The 18,872-nt window shown below is 72.8% G+C and carries 18 protein-coding genes, 2 tRNA genes, 2 pseudogenes and 1 riboswitch; of the genes and pseudogenes, 11 read left to right on the plus strand and 11 right to left on the minus strand.

Annotation, left to right across the window (positions count from 1 at the left end):
• The first annotated feature begins 139 nt into the window (after positions 1-139).
• Positions 140-1,942 carry a putative bifunctional diguanylate cyclase/phosphodiesterase gene (locus ABD374_RS24010; protein WP_425577325.1) on the plus strand — a complete coding sequence of 601 codons (1,803 nt, stop codon included), beginning with the start codon at positions 140-142 and terminating at the stop codon, positions 1,940-1,942.
• A 24-nt stretch (positions 1,943-1,966) separates the two neighbouring features.
• On the opposite strand, the gene ABD374_RS24015 is transcribed toward ABD374_RS24010, so the two are convergent.
• The 3 genes from ABD374_RS24015 to ABD374_RS24025 form a co-directional block, all read right to left on the minus strand.
• Positions 1,967-3,028: an LLM class flavin-dependent oxidoreductase gene (locus tag ABD374_RS24015; protein ID WP_344497656.1), complete on the minus strand. Its 1,062-nt coding sequence runs from the start codon at positions 3,026-3,028 to the stop codon at positions 1,967-1,969.
• Positions 3,029-3,225: 197 nt separating this feature from the next.
• The gene (locus ABD374_RS24020) at positions 3,226-3,651 is read right to left on the minus strand and encodes a VOC family protein (RefSeq protein ID WP_344497657.1); all 426 of its coding nucleotides are present in this window, start codon (positions 3,649-3,651) and stop codon (positions 3,226-3,228) included.
• 96 nt (positions 3,652-3,747) lie between these two features.
• Positions 3,748-4,482: a maleate cis-trans isomerase family protein gene (locus tag ABD374_RS24025; protein ID WP_344497795.1), complete on the minus strand. Its 735-nt coding sequence runs from the start codon at positions 4,480-4,482 to the stop codon at positions 3,748-3,750.
• Positions 4,483-5,020: 538 nt separating this feature from the next.
• Here ABD374_RS24025 and ehuB point away from each other — a divergent pair.
• The 6 genes from ehuB (at position 5,021) to ABD374_RS24055 (ending at position 9,075) form a co-directional block, all read left to right on the plus strand.
• Positions 5,021-5,923, plus strand: coding sequence for an ectoine/hydroxyectoine ABC transporter substrate-binding protein EhuB (ehuB, locus tag ABD374_RS24030; RefSeq protein WP_344497658.1), 903 nt, complete (start codon positions 5,021-5,023; stop codon positions 5,921-5,923).
• Entirely contained in the window at positions 5,920-6,600 is a 681-nt protein-coding gene (gene ehuC / locus ABD374_RS24035) for an ectoine/hydroxyectoine ABC transporter permease subunit EhuC (protein ID WP_344497659.1), read from the plus strand. The genes ehuB and ehuC overlap by 4 nt, the downstream gene beginning before the upstream one ends.
• Positions 6,597-7,247 carry an ectoine/hydroxyectoine ABC transporter permease subunit EhuD gene (gene ehuD, locus ABD374_RS24040; RefSeq protein ID WP_344497660.1) on the plus strand — a complete coding sequence of 217 codons (651 nt, stop codon included), beginning with the start codon at positions 6,597-6,599 and terminating at the stop codon, positions 7,245-7,247. Before ehuC ends, ehuD begins: the two co-directional genes overlap by 4 nt.
• On the plus strand, positions 7,237-7,992 hold the full coding sequence (ehuA, locus tag ABD374_RS24045; RefSeq protein WP_344497661.1) for an ectoine/hydroxyectoine ABC transporter ATP-binding protein EhuA: 756 nt from the start codon (positions 7,237-7,239) through the stop codon (positions 7,990-7,992). The genes ehuD and ehuA overlap by 11 nt, the downstream gene beginning before the upstream one ends.
• Before the next feature lie 167 nt (positions 7,993-8,159).
• Positions 8,160-8,918, plus strand: coding sequence for an IclR family transcriptional regulator (locus tag ABD374_RS24050; protein WP_344497662.1), 759 nt, complete (start codon positions 8,160-8,162; stop codon positions 8,916-8,918).
• Positions 8,919-9,001: 83 nt separating this feature from the next.
• Positions 9,002-9,075: transfer RNA gene (locus tag ABD374_RS24055), tRNA-Lys, on the plus strand.
• Here ABD374_RS24055 and ABD374_RS24060 read toward each other — a convergent pair.
• The 5 genes and pseudogenes from ABD374_RS24060 to ABD374_RS24080 all read right to left on the minus strand — a co-directional run bounded on the left by ABD374_RS24060 (position 9,041) and on the right by ABD374_RS24080 (position 14,370).
• Positions 9,041-9,541, minus strand: a complete 501-nt coding sequence (locus tag ABD374_RS24060) for a hypothetical protein (protein WP_344497663.1) — start codon at positions 9,539-9,541, stop codon at positions 9,041-9,043. The genes ABD374_RS24055 and ABD374_RS24060 overlap by 35 nt on opposite strands.
• 30 nt (positions 9,542-9,571) lie before the next feature.
• Entirely contained in the window at positions 9,572-10,840 is a 1,269-nt protein-coding gene (locus ABD374_RS24065; protein WP_344497664.1) for a sensor histidine kinase, read from the minus strand.
• 129 nt (positions 10,841-10,969) lie between these two features.
• Positions 10,970-11,560: a lytic polysaccharide monooxygenase auxiliary activity family 9 protein gene (locus tag ABD374_RS24070; protein WP_344497665.1), complete on the minus strand. Its 591-nt coding sequence runs from the start codon at positions 11,558-11,560 to the stop codon at positions 10,970-10,972.
• 138 nt (positions 11,561-11,698) lie between these two features.
• Positions 11,699-12,997 (minus strand): annotated as a pseudogene (locus ABD374_RS24075) (SPFH domain-containing protein); the annotation flags it as partial.
• 29 nt (positions 12,998-13,026) lie between these two features.
• Entirely contained in the window at positions 13,027-14,370 is a 1,344-nt protein-coding gene (locus ABD374_RS24080; protein ID WP_344497666.1) for a peptidoglycan-binding protein, read from the minus strand.
• Between the two features lie 168 nt (positions 14,371-14,538).
• Between ABD374_RS24080 and ABD374_RS24085 the strand changes: the two genes are divergently transcribed.
• Positions 14,539-14,612, plus strand: a tRNA-Lys gene (locus tag ABD374_RS24085).
• A 78-nt stretch (positions 14,613-14,690) separates the two neighbouring features.
• Positions 14,691-14,867 (plus strand): annotated as a pseudogene (locus ABD374_RS24090) (galactose oxidase-like domain-containing protein); the annotation flags it as partial.
• A gap of 69 nt (positions 14,868-14,936) precedes the next feature.
• Here ABD374_RS24090 and ABD374_RS24095 read toward each other — a convergent pair.
• Entirely contained in the window at positions 14,937-15,971 is a 1,035-nt protein-coding gene (locus tag ABD374_RS24095) for a glycoside hydrolase family 6 protein (RefSeq protein ID WP_344497667.1), read from the minus strand.
• Between the two features lie 186 nt (positions 15,972-16,157).
• Positions 16,158-16,286, plus strand: a riboswitch (cobalamin riboswitch).
• Between the two features lie 33 nt (positions 16,287-16,319).
• Here ABD374_RS24095 and ABD374_RS24100 point away from each other — a divergent pair.
• Complete coding sequence (locus ABD374_RS24100) at positions 16,320-16,538, plus strand: hypothetical protein (RefSeq protein ID WP_344497668.1); 219 nt, start codon at positions 16,320-16,322, stop codon at positions 16,536-16,538.
• A 17-nt stretch (positions 16,539-16,555) separates the two neighbouring features.
• Positions 16,556-17,362: a CbtA family protein gene (locus ABD374_RS24105; RefSeq protein ID WP_344497669.1), complete on the plus strand. Its 807-nt coding sequence runs from the start codon at positions 16,556-16,558 to the stop codon at positions 17,360-17,362.
• On the opposite strand, the gene ABD374_RS24110 is transcribed toward ABD374_RS24105, so the two are convergent.
• Together ABD374_RS24110 and ABD374_RS34720 are read right to left on the minus strand one after the other, a co-directional pair.
• On the minus strand, positions 17,326-18,003 hold the full coding sequence (locus ABD374_RS24110; RefSeq protein WP_344497670.1) for a class F sortase: 678 nt from the start codon (positions 18,001-18,003) through the stop codon (positions 17,326-17,328). The genes ABD374_RS24105 and ABD374_RS24110 overlap by 37 nt on opposite strands.
• A gap of 1 nt (position 18,004) precedes the next feature.
• Positions 18,005-18,859: a hypothetical protein gene (locus ABD374_RS34720; protein ID WP_425577341.1), complete on the minus strand. Its 855-nt coding sequence runs from the start codon at positions 18,857-18,859 to the stop codon at positions 18,005-18,007.
• Between the last annotated feature and the right edge of the window lie 13 nt (positions 18,860-18,872).

The raw sequence follows: 18,872 nt of genomic DNA on the forward strand, positions 1-18,872 counted from the left end.
CGTAGCTGGATCGGCCGTCCCGGCAGCCTCTATGATCGGCACACTTTCCTGCATGGAATCCGCCCCGGGCGGTGGTTCTCCACCCCGCCGCCGACCCCGACGACACCTGGAAGCGATCAATGCCCTGCGGGAGCGAGCGGTGAGCGGAACCTTCGAAGGACCCGGTTCGGCCCCCCACACCATCCGGCCGACGGTCACACATCGTAACGACTCCGGTCGTTCCGCGTCCGAGCTGCGCGACTACCGGGCGGCCTTCCACGCCGCGCACCTCCCCATGGCCGTCGTGGACCGCGAGGGGCTCGTCGTCACCGCCAACCCCTCCCTCGCCGGGCTGCTCGGCACGGACCCCGACCAGCTGCACGAGCAGGTCGCGGCGGACCTCCTGGACCTCGCCGCCGACGCCCGCAGCCTGCACGCCTACCGCGAGGTCCTCGCCGGCCGGCGCGCCCGCTTCCGCTGCACCCGCAGGCTCAAGCACTCCGACGGGCGGTCCCTGTGGGCCGAGGTCACCATGACGCCCGTACCGGGCAGCGGCACGGTGCTGCTCTCGGTCGCGGACGTCAGCGACCGGCGTGAGCTCCAGGCCAGGCTGCGCCACCTCCAGATGCACGACCCGGTGACCCGGCTCCCCAACCGCACGCTGTTCTTCGAGCGGCTCACGTCCGCGCTGGAGAATTCGGCGCACGACGACGGGGGCACGGGCCGGATCGGCGTCTGCTACCTCGACCTCGACGGCTTCAAGGCCGTCAACGACACCCTCGGCCACCGCATCGGCGACCGGCTGCTGACCGCCGTGGCCTCGCGGCTGACCCGGTGCGCCGAGCAGTACGGCTACGCGCGGACCGGCGGCCATCTGGTCGCGCGGCTCGGCGGTGACGAATTCGCGCTGCTCGTCGAGGACTCCACCGGCACGGAGCAGCTCGCCGACCTGGCCCAGGCCGTGCTGACCGCCCTTCAGCTCCCCTTCGACCTGGCCGGGCAGCGGCTGGCGGTGTCCGCGTCCATCGGGGTCGTGGAGCGGGCCGCGGCCGGCACCACGGCGACCGGTCTGATGCAGGCCGCGGACACGACGCTGTACTGGGCGAAGGCGGACGGCAAGGCCCGCTGGACGCTCTTCGACCCCGAGCGCAACGCCCACCGGATGACCCGCCAGGCCCTGTCCAGCACGCTGCGTCCGGCCGTCGAGCGCGGCGAGTTCACGCTGGAGTACCAGCCGCTGGTGGACCTGGAGGGCGGCGGCGTACGGGGGGTGGAGGCGCTGGTCCGCTGGGAGCACCCGCAGTTCGGCACGCTGGCGCCGAATCGGTTCATCTCCATCGCGGAGGAGGACGGCTCGATCGTCCAGCTCGGCCGCTGGGTGCTGCGGACGGCCTGCCGCCAGGCGAGGCAGTGGCAGATCGAGCACCCCGGCACCCCGCCGATCTTCGTCAGCGTCAATGTCGCCGTGCGCCAGGTGTGGGACTCCGACCTGGTGGCCGACGTCGCCGGGATCCTCACCGAGACGGGTCTCGCGCCGGACCTGCTGCAGCTGGAGCTGACCGAGTCCGCGGTGATGGGCTCGGCGGGACGGCCGCTCCAGGCGTTGCAGGCGCTGAGCGACATGGGGGTGCACATCGCGATCGACGACTTCGGGACCGGCTACTCGAACCTCGCGTACCTGAGCCGGCTGCCGGTCTCGGTGCTCAAGCTGGACGGGTCCTTCGTCCGCGGCTTCCAGGACGAGGCGCACGCGAACCCGGCCGACGAGACGATCGTCGAGGCCATGGTGCAGCTCGCGCACCGGCTGGGGCTCACCGTCACGGCCGAGTGCGTGGAGACGACCGGGCAGGCCGCCCGGCTGCGCCGGATCGGCTGCGACACGGGGCAGGGGTGGCTGTACTCGCGGGCGGTGCGCCCCGAGCGGATCGCCGCGATGATCGCCGTCAGCCCGCAGCGGGTCTGACGGCGACCGCCGGGACGTCGCGCCCTACGCGCGGGGCAGGCCGTACGCGTCCGCGATGAGTTCGTACGAGCGCAGGCGGGCGTCGCCGCCGTGGGCGTTGGCCGTGATCATCAGCTCGTCGGCGCCGGTGCGCTCGGCCAGGTCGTCGAGGCCGGCGCGGACCTCGTCCGGGGTGCCGTGGACGACGTTGCCGAGCCAGCTGTCGACGAACTCGCGCTCCATGGAGCTGAAGGGGTACGCCGCGGCCTCCTCCGGCGTCGGGATCAGTCCCGGGCGGCCGGTGCGCAGACGGACCATCGACAGGGCGCCGGTGAGGACCTGGCGGCGGGCCTCCTTCTCGTCGTCCGCCGCCAGGGCCGACACGCCGATCAGGGCGTACGGGGCGTCGAGGACGGCCGAGGGGCGGAACGACTCGCGGTAGAGGTCGAGCGCCGGGACGGTGTTCTGCGCCGAGAAGTGGTGGGCGAAGGCGAAGGGCAGGCCGAGCGTGGCGGCGAGGCGGGCGCTGAAGCCGGAGGAGCCGAGCAACCAGATCGGCGGGCGGGCGGAGGGGCCCTGGACGGGTCCCGGGACCGCGTGGATGCGGGCGTACGGATGGCCGTCGGGGAAGTCGTCGTCGAGGAACCGGGTCAGCTCGGCGAGCTGCTGCGGGAAGTCGTCGGCGCCTTCATGGAGTCGGTCGGTGCGGCGCAGGGCGGCCGCGGTGGCGCCGTCGGTGCCGGGGGCGCGGCCCAGGCCGAGGTCGATGCGGCCGGGGGCGAAGGCTTCGAGCGTGCCGAACTGTTCGGCGATGACCAGCGGCGCGTGGTTGGGCAGCATGACGCCGCCGGAGCCGAGGCGGATGCGGTCGGTGTGGGCGGCGATGTGGGCGAGGATCACGGCCGGGGAGGAGCTGGCGACGCCGGGCATGGAGTGGTGCTCGGCGACCCAGTAGCGGTGGAAGCCGCGCTTCTCGGCCTGGCGCGCGATGGCGACGCTGGTGCGCAGGGCCTCGGTGGCGGTGGTTCCGCTGCCCACCGTCGCCAGGTCGAGTACGGAAAGGGGTACCGGCGCGCCTGCGCTCGCCGTGCCTCGAATCGCGTCCACCGGTGTGTCCTCCTGAGTGCGGTACGTACAACGGAGGTGCCAACAGGAGGGTGTCTCCGGTTATTCCCCGGGCGGGACCGGAGCCCGGCCCCGAGGGCACCGGCCGCGCGACCGGCCACCGCCTCCGGGCCGGGGCCCGCGGAGCACACCCCGGCCGGGAGCCCGGTCGTCCCGCCGGCCGGCCCGTGGTGGTCCGCTCAGACGACCCGCTCGCCGATGCCGAGCAGGTTCCCCTCGCTGTCGCGGAACCAGGCGCCGCGTTCCCCCCGGGCACCCTTGCCCGGGTGGTTCCCGTCGATCTCGGCGATCCCGTCCCTGGTCCGGAACCCGGGCACGTCGACCTCCTCGAACACCACGCCGCGCCGCTTCAGCTCCGCCACGACGGCCTCGATGTCGTCGACCTCGAAGGCAATCTGCGTGAAGGTGCCGGGCGAGGCCCCCGTCGACCGGAACAGCACGAACTCCGCGCCTTCGCACCGGTACAGCAGCCCACCGGGCCGTTCGTCGACGGGTCGCAGACCGAGCCGCTCGGCGTAGAAACGCCGCGCCCGGTCCAGGTCCCGGGCGGGAAGCCTGGTGGCCACGCGTGCCCGGGCTAGAAGGTTCTTGTCACCTGTGGTCATGCCTCGACTCTGCCGTGAGCGGCAGCCGCGGGGCAGGAGGCGGCCGGCGCGTGCCACGGCGGCGGCCCCACCGGACAGCGCGGGTCACAGTGCGGGTCACAGAGGCGCGTTCCGGTCGTCGCGGGCGAAGAGCGTTCCGAGCCCCTTGGCCCGCACCCGACGCCCCGCCAGCCGCAGCCCCTCCCACACCGTGACCTGGTTCGCGGTGAGGACCGGCTTGCCCAGCGTCTCCTCCAGCTCCGTCAGGTACGCCACCGTGTGCAGCGCCGTGTCCGGCAGCAGCACCGCCTCCGCGTCCGGACGGTCGCCCGCGCGGGCCAGCGCCAGCACCTCGTCCCGGCCCCAGGTGCCGGCCTCGGCGGCGGTGCCGATGCCGGCGCCGTGCGCCGCGACGACCTCGGTGCCCGCCGCTTCGAGGAAGCCGGTGAAGTGCGCCGTCACGTCGTCCGCGTACGTCGCCGCGACCGCGACCCGGGCGGCGCCCAGGTCCCGTACCGCGTGGGTGAAGGCGAACGACGTACTGGAGGCGGGCAGGCCGGCCGCCTGCGCCAGCAGGTCGACCTGGTCCCGCGCGCCGTCCGGGCCGAAGGCGAAGCCGCCGCGCGTGCACGCCCACACCACCGCCTCCGCGCCCGCGAGCCGCAGCTCCTCCACCCCGGCCGTGAGCCGGGCGGGTGAACCCATCTCCAGGAGGGCGTCGACGCGGTCCGCGTCCTCGCCGATGCCGGTGTGCACGACGGCCAGCCGCACATCGCTGTCGAGGAGCGTTTCCATCCGCGGGTAGTCGTCCTCCGCGGAGTGTCCGGGGTAGAGAAAACCGACCGCTGTCATGACCATCCCTCTTGTTCCTGTTGCCGGTACGGGTCGACCGCGCGCCCCGGTCCGCCGCGGCGCGGACCACATCGTGACCTGGTCCGCGGAGGGCACCGGCATCCGCAACTCGGCCTCCGGCCGCGGGACCACGTCGTACGCCGGCAGACCGGCGCAGCCGGCGAAGAGGCAGCCGGCCGCTCCCACCACCGCTTGTCCGGTCATGTCCACCCCATCCCGGCAGGGGACTTTCCAGATGTGCCGGGCCAGTCCGAGGAAAGCGCGTCCTGTGACCGCTGTCCCGGCTTCGGCGAGATATTCCCCCGGGGAAGCGGGACGTGGCGGCGGTGGGGAAACCGGCCGGAACGGGGGCGTACGCCGAGGGGCGGCGAAGTTTCACGGTGCGGCGCACACCGCGCTTGTCGAGCGATACGTGTACGAATCGGCCGGCCGTGTCCCCGTCGTCCCCGGCGGGTCGGGGCCGCTCCCGCGGCGCCAAGGGCCGCGGTGGCCGGAATCGACCGGCATACCTTGTCCGGAGCGGGGTAGCGGCGCGCCCATGGCTTCACCACCGGGGAATGACTCAGGCAGTACGGCAAGACGCTCGATACGCAGGCGTTCGCTCCTGTTCGGCACGGCCGCGCTGGGCGCCGCAGGGGCGCTCGGCGCGGCAGGGTGCAGCAAGGTTCCGGCCGGCGACACGCTCGCCCGGCTCAGGTCCCAGGGCACCGTCCGGCTCGGGATCGCGGGCGAGGCCCCGTACGGATACATCGACGAGCGGGGCGCGTTCACCGGCGAGGCGGTGGAGCTGGCGAAGGTGATCTTCAAGCGGCTCGGCGTGCCCGGCGTACAGCCCTCGCCGACCGACTTCTCCTCGCTGATACCCGGCCTCAACTCCCAGCAGTTCGACGTGGTTTCCGCCGGGATGTACATCAACAAGGACCGCTGCGCACAGGTCGTCTTCGCCGATCCCGAGTACCAGATGCTCGACTCGTTCATCGTCCGCAAGGGCAACCCGAAGAACCTCCGCTCCTACGCGGACGTGGTGAAGGCCGGGGCGAGACTCGCCACCGGCACCGGGTACGCCGAGATCGACTACGCGGTCGCCGCGGGCGTCCCGCGCAAGGAGATCGTCATCCTCCAGGACCCGGTCGCGGGCCTGAACGCCGTCGAGTCCGGCCGCGTCGACGTCTTCGCGGGCACCGCCCTCACCGGCCGGGGCGTGGTGAAGAAGAGCACGAAGGCCGAGGTGACGGAGCCCTTCGCGCCCGTCGTGAACGGCGAGAAGAAGATCGACGGCGGCGGTTTCGCCTTCCGGCCGACCGACACCGGGCTCCGTGACGCCTTCAATGTGGAGATCCACAGGATGAAGAGGAGCGGCGAGCTCTTCCGGATCCTGCGGCCGTTCGGCTTCACCGAGGCGGAGATGACCACGATGACCGCAGAGGAGCTGTGCGCATGACAGCCGGACTGTGGACCAACTGGGTCCTCCCTGGCATCTGGATCACCCTCCAGCTCACGGTGTACAGCGCGGCCCTGGCCGCCGTCGTGGCGTTCGGCATCGGCATGGCCCGCACCCACCGCTCGCGCCTCGTCCGCTTCCTGGCGGGCTTCTACACCGAGGTCTTCCGCGGCACGTCCGCGCTGGTGCTGATGTTCTGGCTGTTCTTCGTGATGCCGGTCCTCTTCGGCTGGGCGCTCGTCCCGATGTGGTCGGCCGTCCTGGCGCTGGGACTCTCGTACGGGGCGTACGGCGCCGAGGTCGTGCGCGGCGCGCTGAACTCGGTGAACCCGGCCCAGCGCGAGGCCGGGATCGCGCTCAGCTTCACCCCCTGGCAGCGGATGCGGCTGGTCATGCTGCCGCAGGCGGTGCCCGAGATGATCCCGCCCTTCAACAACCTGCTGATCGAACTGCTCAAGGGCACGGCGCTGGTGTCCCTGCTCGGCGTGGCCGACACGTCGTTCTCCGCCTATCTGGTGCGCCTGGCCACCCAGGAGAGCGCCGAGGTCTACTCGGTGACCCTGGTGATCTACTTCGTGCTCGCCTTCGTCCTCACCCGGGGCATGCGCGCGCTGGAGCGCAGGTCCAAGGCCGGTATCGGCATCACCGCCCCCGCCCCCGCCGGAGGCGCGCGATGAACCACTGGGACTGGTCCGCGGTCGCGGACTTCATGCCGGCGTTCCGGGACGGTGTGCTCGTCACGCTCCAGGTCCTGGCGCTCGGCTCGCTGATCTCGTTCACGCTCGGCCTGGTCTGGGCGATCGGCTACCGGGGGCCGCGCTGGGTCCGCTGGCCGGTGAACATCGTCACCGAGTTCATCCGCAACACCCCGCTGCTGGTGCAGCTCTTCTTTTTCTTCTTCGTCCTGCCGGAGTGGGGCGTGCAGGCCCCGGCGCTGGTCACCGGCACGCTCGCGATCGGGCTGCACTACTCGACGTACACCGCGCAGGTCTACCGGGCCGGCATCGACGCCGTACCGGCCGGCCAGTGGGAAGCGGCCACGGCGCTGAGCCTGCCGGTCCCCCGCACCTGGTTCGCGGTGATCCTGCCGCAGGCGGTCCGCCGGATCGTGCCCGCGCTCGGCAACTACGTGATCTCCATGCTGAAGGACACCCCGCTGCTCGCCGCCATCGGCGTCATGGAGATGCTCCAGCAGTGGCGGCTGGCCGGCGCGCAGACCTTCCAGTACGCCGAGCCGCTGACCGTCGTCGGTGTCGCCTTCATCCTCATCGCCTACCCGGCTTCCCTTCTCCTGCGAGTCCTGGAGCGCCGCCTTGTCCGCTGACCCGATCCCCCACGAACTGATCCGCTTCGACAACGTCACCAAGCGGTTCGGCGACAACACCGTCCTGGACGACCTCTGCTTCTCGGTGCGGTCCGGAAAGCACGTGACCCTGATCGGCCCCTCCGGCTCCGGCAAGACCACGATCCTGCGGTTGCTGATGACCCTGGTGAAGCCCGACGAGGGCGTGATCCGGGTGAACGGCGGGCAGCTCTTCCCGGCGGGCGAGAAGGAGGTCCGGGAGGTGCGCAAGAACATCGGCATGGTGTTCCAGCAGTTCAACCTCTTCCCCCACATGAACGTCCTGCGCAATGTCACCGAGGCGCCCGTGCGGGTCCTGGGCCTGTCGAAGGACGAGGCCGCCGAGCGCGCCAAGGGCCTGCTCGACCTGGTCGGGCTCGGCGACAAGCAGAACGCCAAGCCGGCCCAGCTCTCCGGCGGCCAGCAGCAGCGGGTCGCCGTCGCGCGGGCGCTGGCCATGCGCCCGCAGGTGCTGCTGCTGGACGAGGTGACGTCGGCGCTCGACCCGGAGCTGGTGGCGGGCGTGCTCGACGTACTGCGCGACATCGCCCGTACGACCGACATCACCATGCTCTGCGTCACGCACGAGATGAACTTCGCGCGGGACATCTCCGACGACGTCCTGATGTTCGACGCGGGCCGGGTGATCGAGTCCGGTTCCCCGGAGAAGATCTTCAGCGATCCGGAGCACGAACGTACGCGCGAGTTCCTCGGCGCGGTGCTCTGACCTCCCGGTCCGTCCGGGGGTCGTGACTCCGGCATATGCCGTGGTGGCGCGTCCCGGTTCACGGGCCCGGTGCGCGCCACCCGTCTTGTCAACCCCTTCCCCACAAAGGGCTCTTGACGGCTATCGTGGAGCAGATGCAAGCGGTCACAACCTGGTAGGGGGAAACCGTGGCACTGAAGCCGGAGCCGACCGCGCCGTTCCACTCGGTGCAGTACGCCCTGCGTGTGCTGGAGACGGTCTCCAGGCACGGGAGCGGTGTGACCGACGTACAGATCGCCCGCGAGACCGGACTCCCGACCGCCCATCTGACCTCCTTGCTGCTGATGCTGCGCCGCGAGGGGTACGTCGAACAGGTGGCGGACGGCGCCTACGCCGTCGGCGACTCGCTCGTGCTCCTCGGTTCCGGGGCCACCCGGCGCGAGGCGCTCCAGACCAAGCTGCGCCACCACCTCGACCAGCTGCGCGACTCGGTGGGCGCGGCGATCTACATAAGCCGTTACATCGACGGCGAGATCAAGATCATGCAGGTCGCCGAGGGCCCGCGCACGCCCAGGGTCAACGAGTGGTTCGACTTCAGGTCCGCGGCCCACGCGAGCGCGATCGGCAAGTGCCTGCTGACCCAGCTCGACCAGAACGGGCGCCGGGACCACGTCTCCCGCCACAAGACCGCCCGGCTCACCTCCAGGACGATCACCAACGAGCGGGTCCTCTTCTCGCAGCTGGACAGCCAGCCGCCCACGGTGCCGGTCCTGGACCTCCAGGAGTACGCGGTGGGCACGGTCTGCGCGGCCGTGCCGCTCACGGCCGGCTCCTCGGTGGGCTGCCTGGCCCTGTCCCTGCCCCTGGAGCACGCCCACCGCCTGCGCTCGGCGGCGGACACCCTGAACCGCAGGGCCGCGCCGGTGGTGCTGTCGCTGGCGCTGTGACCGGGGGTGGGCCCGGGGCGGCCCGGGAGACGGCCCGGGTGGTTCGTGGCACCCCTTCGGACCAGGTACTATTTACGAGTCAAGCGCCGCTAGCTCAGTTGGTTAGAGCAGCTGACTCTTAATCAGCGGGTCCGGGGTTCGAGTCCCTGGCGGCGCACAGACGAAAGACCCTCGCGGAAGCGGGGGTCTTTCTCGTGCTCCCGGCCCGGCAGCGGGCAGGTCAGCAGCAGCCGTCGTGGCGCATCCGGGCGCCGGCCGTCCGCCCAGTCGCCGGACGCGGCAGCGGTCGTACGGTCTGCCGTCCCGGCGTACGCACGCTCCCGGGCCGCCCGCTCGTGGACCCGGCCGGCGATCAGCGCCCGGTCCGTCCTCGCCAGGCGGTCGAAGTCGGTGAAGGGATCGCCGTCGACGACCGTCAGGTCCGCGAGCCTGCCCGGTTCGACCGTGCCGAGGTCCTGCTCCGCGCCGAAGATCTCCCCGCCGCCACCGCGGTCCCGGCGGCGGACCGGAGGAACCGCCTGCGCGGCATCGGCATCGGCATCGGCATCGAAGGCACAACTGCCCCCTGGGGCTCGTAAGTCGTGGTCCTTCCCCCTACTGCCGCACCGCACGCCCCGTGTCACGCGGACGGCCCGACGGGCGGTGTGTTCCGGTCAGGACTCCATGCGGCCGGCGGTCGGCTCGCACGGGATCCGCACCCGCAGCACGGTCGGCCCGCCCGGCGGACTGCTGACCGTCAGCGTGCCGCCGAACACGGCGATCCGGTCGGCCAGTCCGGTCAGCCCGGTGCCGACGGAGGCGTCCGCGCCGCCCGCCCCGTCGTCCCGTACCGCTATCCGGAGCAGACCGCCCTCGTGCCGGGCGACGACCGACGCGCGGGTGGCGCCGCTGTGCTTGGCGACGTTGGCGAGGCCCTCGCAGACCGCGAAGTACCCGGCCGCCTCGACGGACGCGGGCAGCCGGGGCAGGTCGACGTCGGTGTCCACGGGGACGACCGACCGGTCGGCGGCGTCGGCCAGGGCCTCCCCGAGGCCGTAGTCGGTGAGCACCTGCGGGTGGATGCCGTGGATGAGCGCGCGCAGCTCGGTCAGGACGTTGCCCGCCTCCTCGTGGGCGCGGGCGAGCCGGTCGGCGAGGGGGCCCGGCGGTGCGTCGAGCCGGGCCAGGCCGAGCGCCATGGTCAGGGCGACGAGCCGCTGCTGGGCGCCGTCGTGCAGGTCCCTCTCGATACGCCGCCGTTCGGCTTCGAAGGCGTCGACGAGCCGGGCCCGCGAGCGGGTCACCTCGACCAGCCGGTCGCGCAGTTCGCCTTCGCGGGGCGCGAGCACCAGCCGGGTCAGCAGGGAGCGCGCGCCGGCGATCGCCCCGAGGGGGTAGAGGAGGACGGCGAGGAGTACGAACCCGAGGAACGCCGACGCGAAGGCCTCCGGGTAGGTGGTGATCAGGGGTCCCTTGACCACCCGGGCCTCCTCCCCGTCGACGGCGAGCTGCACGGGGGCGGCCATCAGCCCCGCCGGCAGGCCGACGCCGACCGTCACGGCCAGCAGGTCGAGCGGCCACAGGACGAAGGCGTGGAGCACGGCGTACGCCAGCTCGCGCCAGGTCGCCTGCTCCGTGAGGCGCAGCTTGGCCCAGGCGGCGAGTCCGGGTTCGGCGGGCGCGCGGTGCGGGTCGTCGGCGGCCTCCGTGTCGACGAGGGCGAGCCGCCGGCGCTCGGCGGCCGCGAGCGGCACCCCGGCCAGCAGCAGCAGCGGCAGTCCGATCAGGCCGAACGAGAACACCACGAGGAGCAGCAGCGCGAGCAGGGCGGGCACTCCGGTGAGCGCACTGCTCACCAGATACGCGACCGCACGCCAGGGCCAGCCGGTACGGAGGTAGTCGGCCCTGGTCAGGGCTTGCCGGAGGGTACGGGCGCGCGTCATGACGGCAACGGTATGCGGGGGCGGCCGGGCGGCCGCCCCCGGGCCGGGAAGGTGTGCTGAGGGCCTGCGCCGAGGAGGTGTGGGGGGCGGGGCGGGGCGGACCCCGCCCCGCCCCTCACACACCGGACGTCAGAACTGGACGTCGGAGCAGGCGTAGAAGGCGTTGGTCGTGTCCGCGACGTTCCAGACGGCCAGGATGACGTGCCGCCCGGTCTTCTGGGTCGGGACCGTGCCCTGGTGGGTCAGGGTGGAGGGCGGCTGCTGACCGCCGTACGGGACCGTCATGAACGGCTGCGATTCGAGGGCCGCCCGGGTGAGGGGCTTGCTGGAGTCCCAGCCGTTCTTGGTGATGTAGTACCTGAAGTCGCTGGTCGCGTGCCTGGCGGTGAACTGCCAGCGGAAGCCGTAGCCCTGACCGGCGGTGAGCCTGGTGGCGGGCCAGGCTCCTCCGCGGGGGTCGTCGAGCTGGGCGAACTGGCTGTTGCCGCCGGAGCAGATCCTGCCGTCGGCCGGGCCGGAGGTGGGGAATCCCTTCGGCCCTTCGACGCTCTGCGGTTCCCACTGGATGTTTCCGCAGCCGGTCACCGTGCCGTTGGCACAGAGTTTCTGACGGCTGATGGGTGAGTCGGTGTAGCCGTGACTGCTCGCGCTGCCGGTGGCGAGGAAGGACACCCCGGCTATCGCGAGGCCGACCACGGCCGCACCTGTTTTGATTCGCATGCTGGCTCCTGAACGTGGGGGCAGTTCTGTGAGCTGTGCCGCGCGCGCTTGTTCTGCGGTCTAGACCAAGTCCCAATGTATGGACGGGACATGGTTGTGTCCATATCAAAGACAGGTTCATACCGACGGCGGACGCGTTCACAGCCCCTCCCCACGCCCCGTGTAGAAGGCCACCGTCAGGTCCTTCACGAGCGCCTTGCGTTCGTAGTCGTCCAGTTCCACGAGGCCGCGCGAGGTCAGCCGCGTCACCGTGTCGTCCACCGCGTCCACCACCGACGACAGCACGCTGTCCCGGTGCTGCGCGTCGAGCACGGCGACCTGCCTGCGCCGCATCGCCGCCGCGACCTCGGGCGCGTACTCGATCCGCGTCGGCTGCGCCGAGAAGACCTCGATGCCCACCGGCGCCGCCTCCGCCGCCAGCATCCGGGTCAGCGCGTCACCGACCGCCTCCGCGTCGCGCAGCGTCGGCGCGGTGTCGTGGAAGGCGTCGGCCGGCAGTTGCGACAGCACCCGGGCCATCGCCGCCTCGACCTGCTCGCGCAGATACCGGGTGTGGTCCTCGACGGCGAGCATCGCCCGCGCCGTGTCCCTGATCCGCCACACCACGAGCACCACGACCCGCAGCGCCACCCCGTTGGCGTCCACGGCCTCCATCGGCTCACTGCGCCAGTGCCGCAGCCGTACGTCGATCCGGCGGCGCAGCAGCAGCGGGCTCACCCACACCAGGCCGCTGCGCCGCACCGTCCCCCGGTAGTCGCCGAACAGCGAGAGCACCCATGCGTATCCGGTCCGCCCGCGCCCCAGACCGCCGAACGCGAACAGCACGACCAGCACCAGCACGGCCAGCACCGCCCAGGTCCCGAGCCCGATGCCGTGGTACGGGCGAGGGGGCAGCCCGAACAGTTCGGCGGCCCGCGCGGGCACCACCCCCCTCCACCACACCGCCGCCGCGCCCGCCGCGAGCGCGCCCGCCCCCACGACGACCGCGCTCCAGCCGGACAGCGAGGGGCCGGGCCGCTCCGACAGCCCGGGATCGGCGGGCGTGGCGGGCCGCAGGGACCGCACCTGCCCGGACAGCGGTACGGAGGCGGGCGAGACGGCCTCGGACGGTCGCAGGGCCGCGGCCCTGCGTTCGGGGCGCGGCCGTTCGGCGGCGCCTTTCCTGCGCCTGATCACCGTGGCGCCGGGCGGCAGCGTCAGCGCGGTCGGTCCGGTGTCGTCGCGGAACAGCAGGTGCACCGGGATCTCGATGGTGGTCTCGTTCCTGATGACCGGGGCCCGCCGGGTGTCCGGCCGCTCGGGGGCGGCCGGGGCGGAGCCTTCCGGCCCGGTTGCCCCGGCTGCCCCGACCGGCCCGGCTGCCCCGGATGTCTTGGATGCCCCGGATGCCTTGGGCTCCTCGGACGTCTTTGATGCCTCGGATGCCTCGGATGTCTCTGAAGCCGTGGTGCTCATCGTTGCCTCCGTCATGCGAAGAGCCGCTGCCAGGTCCGCGGGCCGGGGTAACCGTCGGCCGCCGCACCGCGCCAGCCCTGGGCCCGCTGGAACGCCTCGACGTTGCGCCGGTCCGCCTCGCTCCAGCGCGGCCCCGGCCCCCACGCGTAGTGCTTGCCGTAGCCCTTCCTCACCAGCTGGTGGCCGAGCTTCTCGACGTACTCGTTCGACTGGCCGGGCCTGAAGTACCCCCGTCCGGGGAACGCCGTGGCGCCCGTTCCGGCGCCGGCCACACCCGGGATGTCCTTGCCCGCGCCCTGGACCAGCAGCCGCCAGGTGTGCGGGCCCGGCACCCCGTCGGCCTCCGCACCGCGCCAGCCCTGGGCCCGCTGGAACGCCTGGGTGGCGCGCCGGTCGGCCTCGCTCCAGCGCGGCCCGGGGCCCTCCTCGTAGAACCGCTTGCCGCCCCGGTCGACGAGCATCCGCCCCAGTTGGGTGACGTACCCGTTGTCCGCGCCGGGCCCGAAGAATTCCGCGCCGGGATAGGCCGACTCGGCGGGAGTGTCACCGCTGCCGCCGGCTCCGACGCCCTTGTAGCGGTAGGGGATGTAGCGCGACGAGTTGTTCCAGTAGGCGTACGGGGTGGCCTTGTGGCGGGTGTGCGGGCGGGTCTGCTCGTAGGCCATGTAACGGGTGCGGGTGCCGTCGGTCCAGCCGCCGAAGATCGTGACGTGCGAGCCCTTGGTGGGGTCGGCCGGATTGTGGAAGAGCAGCATGTCACCGGGTTCGAGCTGGTCCCGCGTGATCCGGGTGCCGTACTCGGCGAGGCTCCCCGTCCATTCGTTGCCGCCGAGGTTCCAGGCCATCGAGACGTAGCCCGAGCAGTCCTGCCGGTACCCGTCCGACCAGTACTTCTCCATGCTGTACGGGACCTTGGCGGTCACCCAGCGCCGGGCGCGTTCGAGGATCTCGGCCCTGGTGATGTGGCGCGGGGCGGGTGTGGTGGACGCGGCCGGGGTCACGTTCACGGCCTGCGCGGGGTGCCCGGGCCGGCCGGGCCGCTCGGTCCACCCCGCCCCGCCCGGCCGCTCGCCGTGCAGCGGTCCGGTCCCGCCCTGCGGGGTGTCGGGGTCGCTGTCGGCGCCCGTCCTGGCGGGTGCGTGCCCGGTGGCGGCGACGTCCGCCGCGCCGGTTCCGCCGCCGAGCACCACGCCCGCGGCGGTGGCGAGGACCAGCGCGCGGCGGGCTCCGTGGGCGGCCGGGTGGCCGCCGGCCGCGACCGCCAGCCCGAGGGCGGCGGCCCGGCGCCGCTGGGCACAGCCCGGGCAGCCGCAGTCGGCCGCGGGTTCGTACTCCTCGAACACCGGCATCGTCATGCGGTTCCCCTCCCGTGGGTTCCTGTGGCGCGTATACACAGGTGACAGTGTTTCAACTACCTTTACATAATGCATGTTAACGGCACAAATAAATACTAATCGGACATTTCTCGGCGTGGCCGGTCCCGAGCACGCGCGCCGGTCGGGTAAAGTTCTCCGAGTCAGCAGGCGCCGCTAGCTCAGTTGGTTAGAGCAGCTGACTCTTAATCAGCGGGTCCGGGGTTCGAGTCCCTGGCGGCGCACGCACCACCGAAGCCCCCTCACTCCGTGTGAGGGGGCTTCGGTATGCGCACGCCGCGTCCGTCAAGGACGCGAAGCCGATGCGGCCCGGCGCCGTCCCCCGTGTCACCGACCTCGACCAGCGCACGGTCGTGCCGAAGGCGGGGAAGGCGGGCGACGGCATCTCGGTCACCGTGCCGAGGAACCGGGCGCCGGTCCCGTCCGGCTGCTCCCTGCTCTTCGTGACGGGCGGCCGGGGCACACCCTCGGAGGGCGTCTGGGCCGAGGTCCCTCGGCGGCCACGGGCGCGGACGCACCCGGGCAGGGCGGCAGAGGGAGGGCCGTGGTTACTTCTGCGCGTTGCGGGCCAGTTCGAGCGCGTACTCCTCGTACCACTCCCCCGCCTTCGGGCCGCCCTTGCAGTCGCCGTCCGACTCGCCGGGACGCTTGATCCACAGGTAGGCGTCGACCAGGTCGTCGCCGGTCTTGGTGGTCGGCTTCTCACCGAGCGCGCGGCCCGGCGGATTGCACCAGTTCTCCGCGGGGTCGCCCCCGGTGTACGGGCCGTTGCCGTTGCGGCTGGTGTCGATCACGAAGGGCTTGCCGCCGGCCTTCGCCGAGAGCCTCTTGCCGAAGTCCCTGCTCACCCCGGTGGTCTGGAAGTTGGAGACGTTCACCGAGAAGCCGTCGGCGTCCGCGATGCCCGCCCGCCGGAGCGGCTCGAACAGCGCGTCGGGCGACTTCCAGCCCGCGTTGCCCGCGTCCAGGTACACCTTGGCCTTCGGCTGCCGCTTGAGCCGCGTGACGGCGTCCTCGAGGAGGTCGTACCGCTCCTCGTGGAACTCCTCGGGCGTGCAGCCGTCGACCAGGTGCAGCAGCGCGTCCGGCTCCAGGATCACGGTGGCCGGGCGGCCGCCGATGCCCCGGGCGACCTCGTCGACCCACGCCCGGTAGGCGTCGCCGTCGGCCGCGCCGCCCTTCGAGAACTGCCCGCAGTCGCGGTGCGGGATGTTGTAGAGGACGAGCAGCGCGTCACGGTCGGCCTTCTCGGCCGCCTCGGTGAAGCCCCTGGCCTGCGCCTCGGCGTTCTCCGAGAGGATCCACTCGGCGGCCGGCTGCTCGGCGATCCTCCTGATCAGCCCGGCCTTCTCGTCGTCGCCCCGCTCGGCGTACTCCGCGACCTGCCGGGCGGCCCTTCCTTCCGGATTGACCCAGTACGGGTCACTGCCCTTCGGCTGCTGCTTCACCGACGGCTGCTCCGTCTCGCCGCCCCCGTCGCCGCCGGACGAGGAACAGCCCGTCAGCAGCAGCGCGGCGCCCACGGCCCCCACCGCGACCGCCCGGACACCCCTGCGCCCACGGTCGCCGCACCTGCCGTACATCCACTCCCCCTCGACCGCACCGACATGGCTGAGAACCCCCCGGCCTCCCCCGGACACATCCGGGCGAAACCATCGTGACACACGGGTCCGTCACCGGACATGGGAGACAGGGGGCGCGGGGCGGGCGGGCCCGCGCGGCGCCCTGTTGACAGTGTTCAGCCAGGCTGGGACTCTCCGGGGGACAACTCCACACATCGAGACGACGGTGGACAGGAACCCGGTGCGATTCCGGGACGGTCCCGCCACTGTGACCGCACGAGAGCCCGGGTGCCCCCGTACGGAAGTCAGGAACTGACCCGTCGTTCTCCTGCCATGGGGCGTGGAAACCCCAGAAGGAGGCTCACCGGTATGTCACTGCACACCGCGCAGCACACCGACACCGCGGCGGTCGCGTCCGCCGCGGCCGGCACCCGCGACTGGCTGATCATGGCCGCCGCGGCGATCGTCGCGCTGATCGCGCTCTACGCGGTCTTCATGGACAACGGCACGGTCGTCTCCGCGACCGGCGACTACCTGCACGAGTTCTCGCACGACGGCCGGCACCTCTTCGGTGCCCCCTGCCACTGATCGGGGCCGTACGCACCATGTCCGCACCTGTCACACCCGTACTGCCCCTGCTCGGGCGCGGGCTGGCGGCGGGCGGGGTGGCCGGCCTTGCCGCCGGCCTCTTCTCGCTGCTCCTCGCCGAGCCCCTGATGGACCGCGCGATCCGCCTCGAAGAGGCACGCTCCGCCGCCGCGGAGCATGCCCACGGGGCGGCCGCCACGGCCGTCCAGCACCACGAGGAACTCTTCTCCCGCTCCACCCAGCACGCCGGCCTGGTCGTCACGGCGGTCGTCGCGGGCCTCGCGCTGGGCGCCCTGTCCGCCCTCGCGTACGCCCTGGTGCACCGCCGTACGGGGATCGGCGAACGGCCGTGGCCCCGCGCCCTGACCTTCGGCGCGGCCGCCTTCGTGGCGGTCTCGCTGCTGCCGGGGCTGCGCTACCCGGCGAGCCCGCCGGGTGTCGGGGACTCCGGCACCGTGGCCGACCGCCAGGCCCTGTGGCTGGCCGCCGTCGTGATCGGCGTCCTCGGCATGGTGCTGGCGTGGCAGGTGTACGTACGCCTCGCCGGCCGGCCGGTCCCGGTGCGCCAGATCGCGGTGGCCGTCACGGCGGTGGCGACGCTGGCGGTGCTCTTCGCGCTGCCGGGCAACCCGGACGAGGTGCCGGTGGCGGCGACGCTGCTGTGGGACTTCCGGATGCTGTCGCTGGCCTCGCACGCGCTGCTGTGGGCGGTGTTCGCGGCGGTGTTCGGCGGGCTCGGGCTGCGGGCCGCGGGGCGTGGGCGGGGCCTGTCCCCGGGGCCCGTTCCTCAGACGCCGGCCGGACTGGAGGCGCCCGTCAGGTAGGCCGACACCACGACGTTCGCCGTGTAGGTGCGGGCCTTCTTGTCGTACGTGCCCCCGCAGGTGATCAGGCGCAGTTCCGCCCGGCCGCTCTCGCGGGGGCCGTACACCTTCTGCGGGTCGAAGCGTTCGCGGGTGAAGACCTGGACGTCGTCGACGGTGAACTCCAGGCTCTCGCCACCGGCCCCCGTCACCCGGACCTTCGCGCCGGGGCGGGTCGCGCTCAGGTGGTAGAAGACGGCCGGTCTGCTCTCGGTGTCGACGTGGCCGACGAGCAGGGCGGCCCCCGCCGCGCCCGGCCTGGTCCCGTCCCCGTACCAGCCGACCCTCGACGGCTGGCTGTACGGCGGCGGATCGACGGCGCCCGTCGTGTCGAGCCCGCGCGGCACGACGGGCGCCGTGACGCCGATGGACGGCACCTCGACGCGCTGCGGCGCCGCGCCCTCGACGGGGGCGTGCGCCGGAGGCAGCACCGCCCCCAGCGGGCGGCCGACCGCGGCCACGTCCCCGGTGGTCGGTGCCGAGCTGCCGCCGGGGCCGTCGGCCGTCCCGCGGCCCCACAGCCACAGCGCGAGCAGCAGCACCGCCCAGGCGACGCCGGTCAGCAGCCGTGCGCCGCCGGACGGCTTGTCCTCGCCGGACACGTCAGTCCGTGTCCGTACGCCGGCGCCGCGCACTCCGGTACGCCACGGCCACGGCCGCCACGCCCGCCAGCACGAGGCCGATCACGGTGTGCGGTGTCCCGGGCCCGTCCTCCTCGGCCGCGGCGAGCTGCGCCGTACCGCCGCCGCCCGCGTGCACGGGGGCGTGGGGGGTCGGGTGGTGGTCGGGGCGCTGGTCCGAGCGGTGGTCGGGGCGGTGGTCGGGGCCCTGGCCCGGGTGGTTGTCGGGGCGCTGGCCGGGACGGTGGTCCGGGTACTGGCCGGGGTCCTGGTCCGGGCGGTGCTCGGGACGCTGGCCGGGGTCCTGGTCCGGGTGGCGGTCGGGGCCCTGGTCAGAGTTCTGGTCCGGGCGCTGACCGGGACGCTGGCCGGAATTTTCCTCCGGGCGCTGGTCGGGGCGCTGGCCGGGCTGGTCGGGACGCTGGCCGGACTGGTCGGGCTGGTCGGGACGCTGGCCGGACTTGTCCGGGCGCTGGCCGGGCTTGTCGGGACGGACGACGGTGACGGTCCCCTTGGCCTGGCCGCCGTCCTTGCACTTCACCCGGATCTCGTACTCCTTGGGCTGGGCGTCCGACCGGATGTGGGCCTCGGTGAAGAGGGCGCCGCGGTCCGGGGCCGGGCTGAAGTGGACGGCCGTCGAGAAGGCGTCGGACGTGCCGGTGGCCTTCCCGCCCTTGCACACGTCTACCCGCAGATCCACCTCCCCGCCGGGCGCGATGGTGGACGGCGTGACGGCGATCCGGCCTTCGGCCCCGTCACCGGCGTGGGCCGTCGCGGCCGGCGTGACGACCACCGCGGCCGCCACGCCGGCACACAGAGCGAACTGCAATGAGCGCATAGTGAACCTCCTG

The organism is Streptomyces enissocaesilis (assembly GCF_039533765.1).
Classification (GTDB): Bacteria; Actinomycetota; Actinomycetes; order Streptomycetales; family Streptomycetaceae; genus Streptomyces; species Streptomyces enissocaesilis.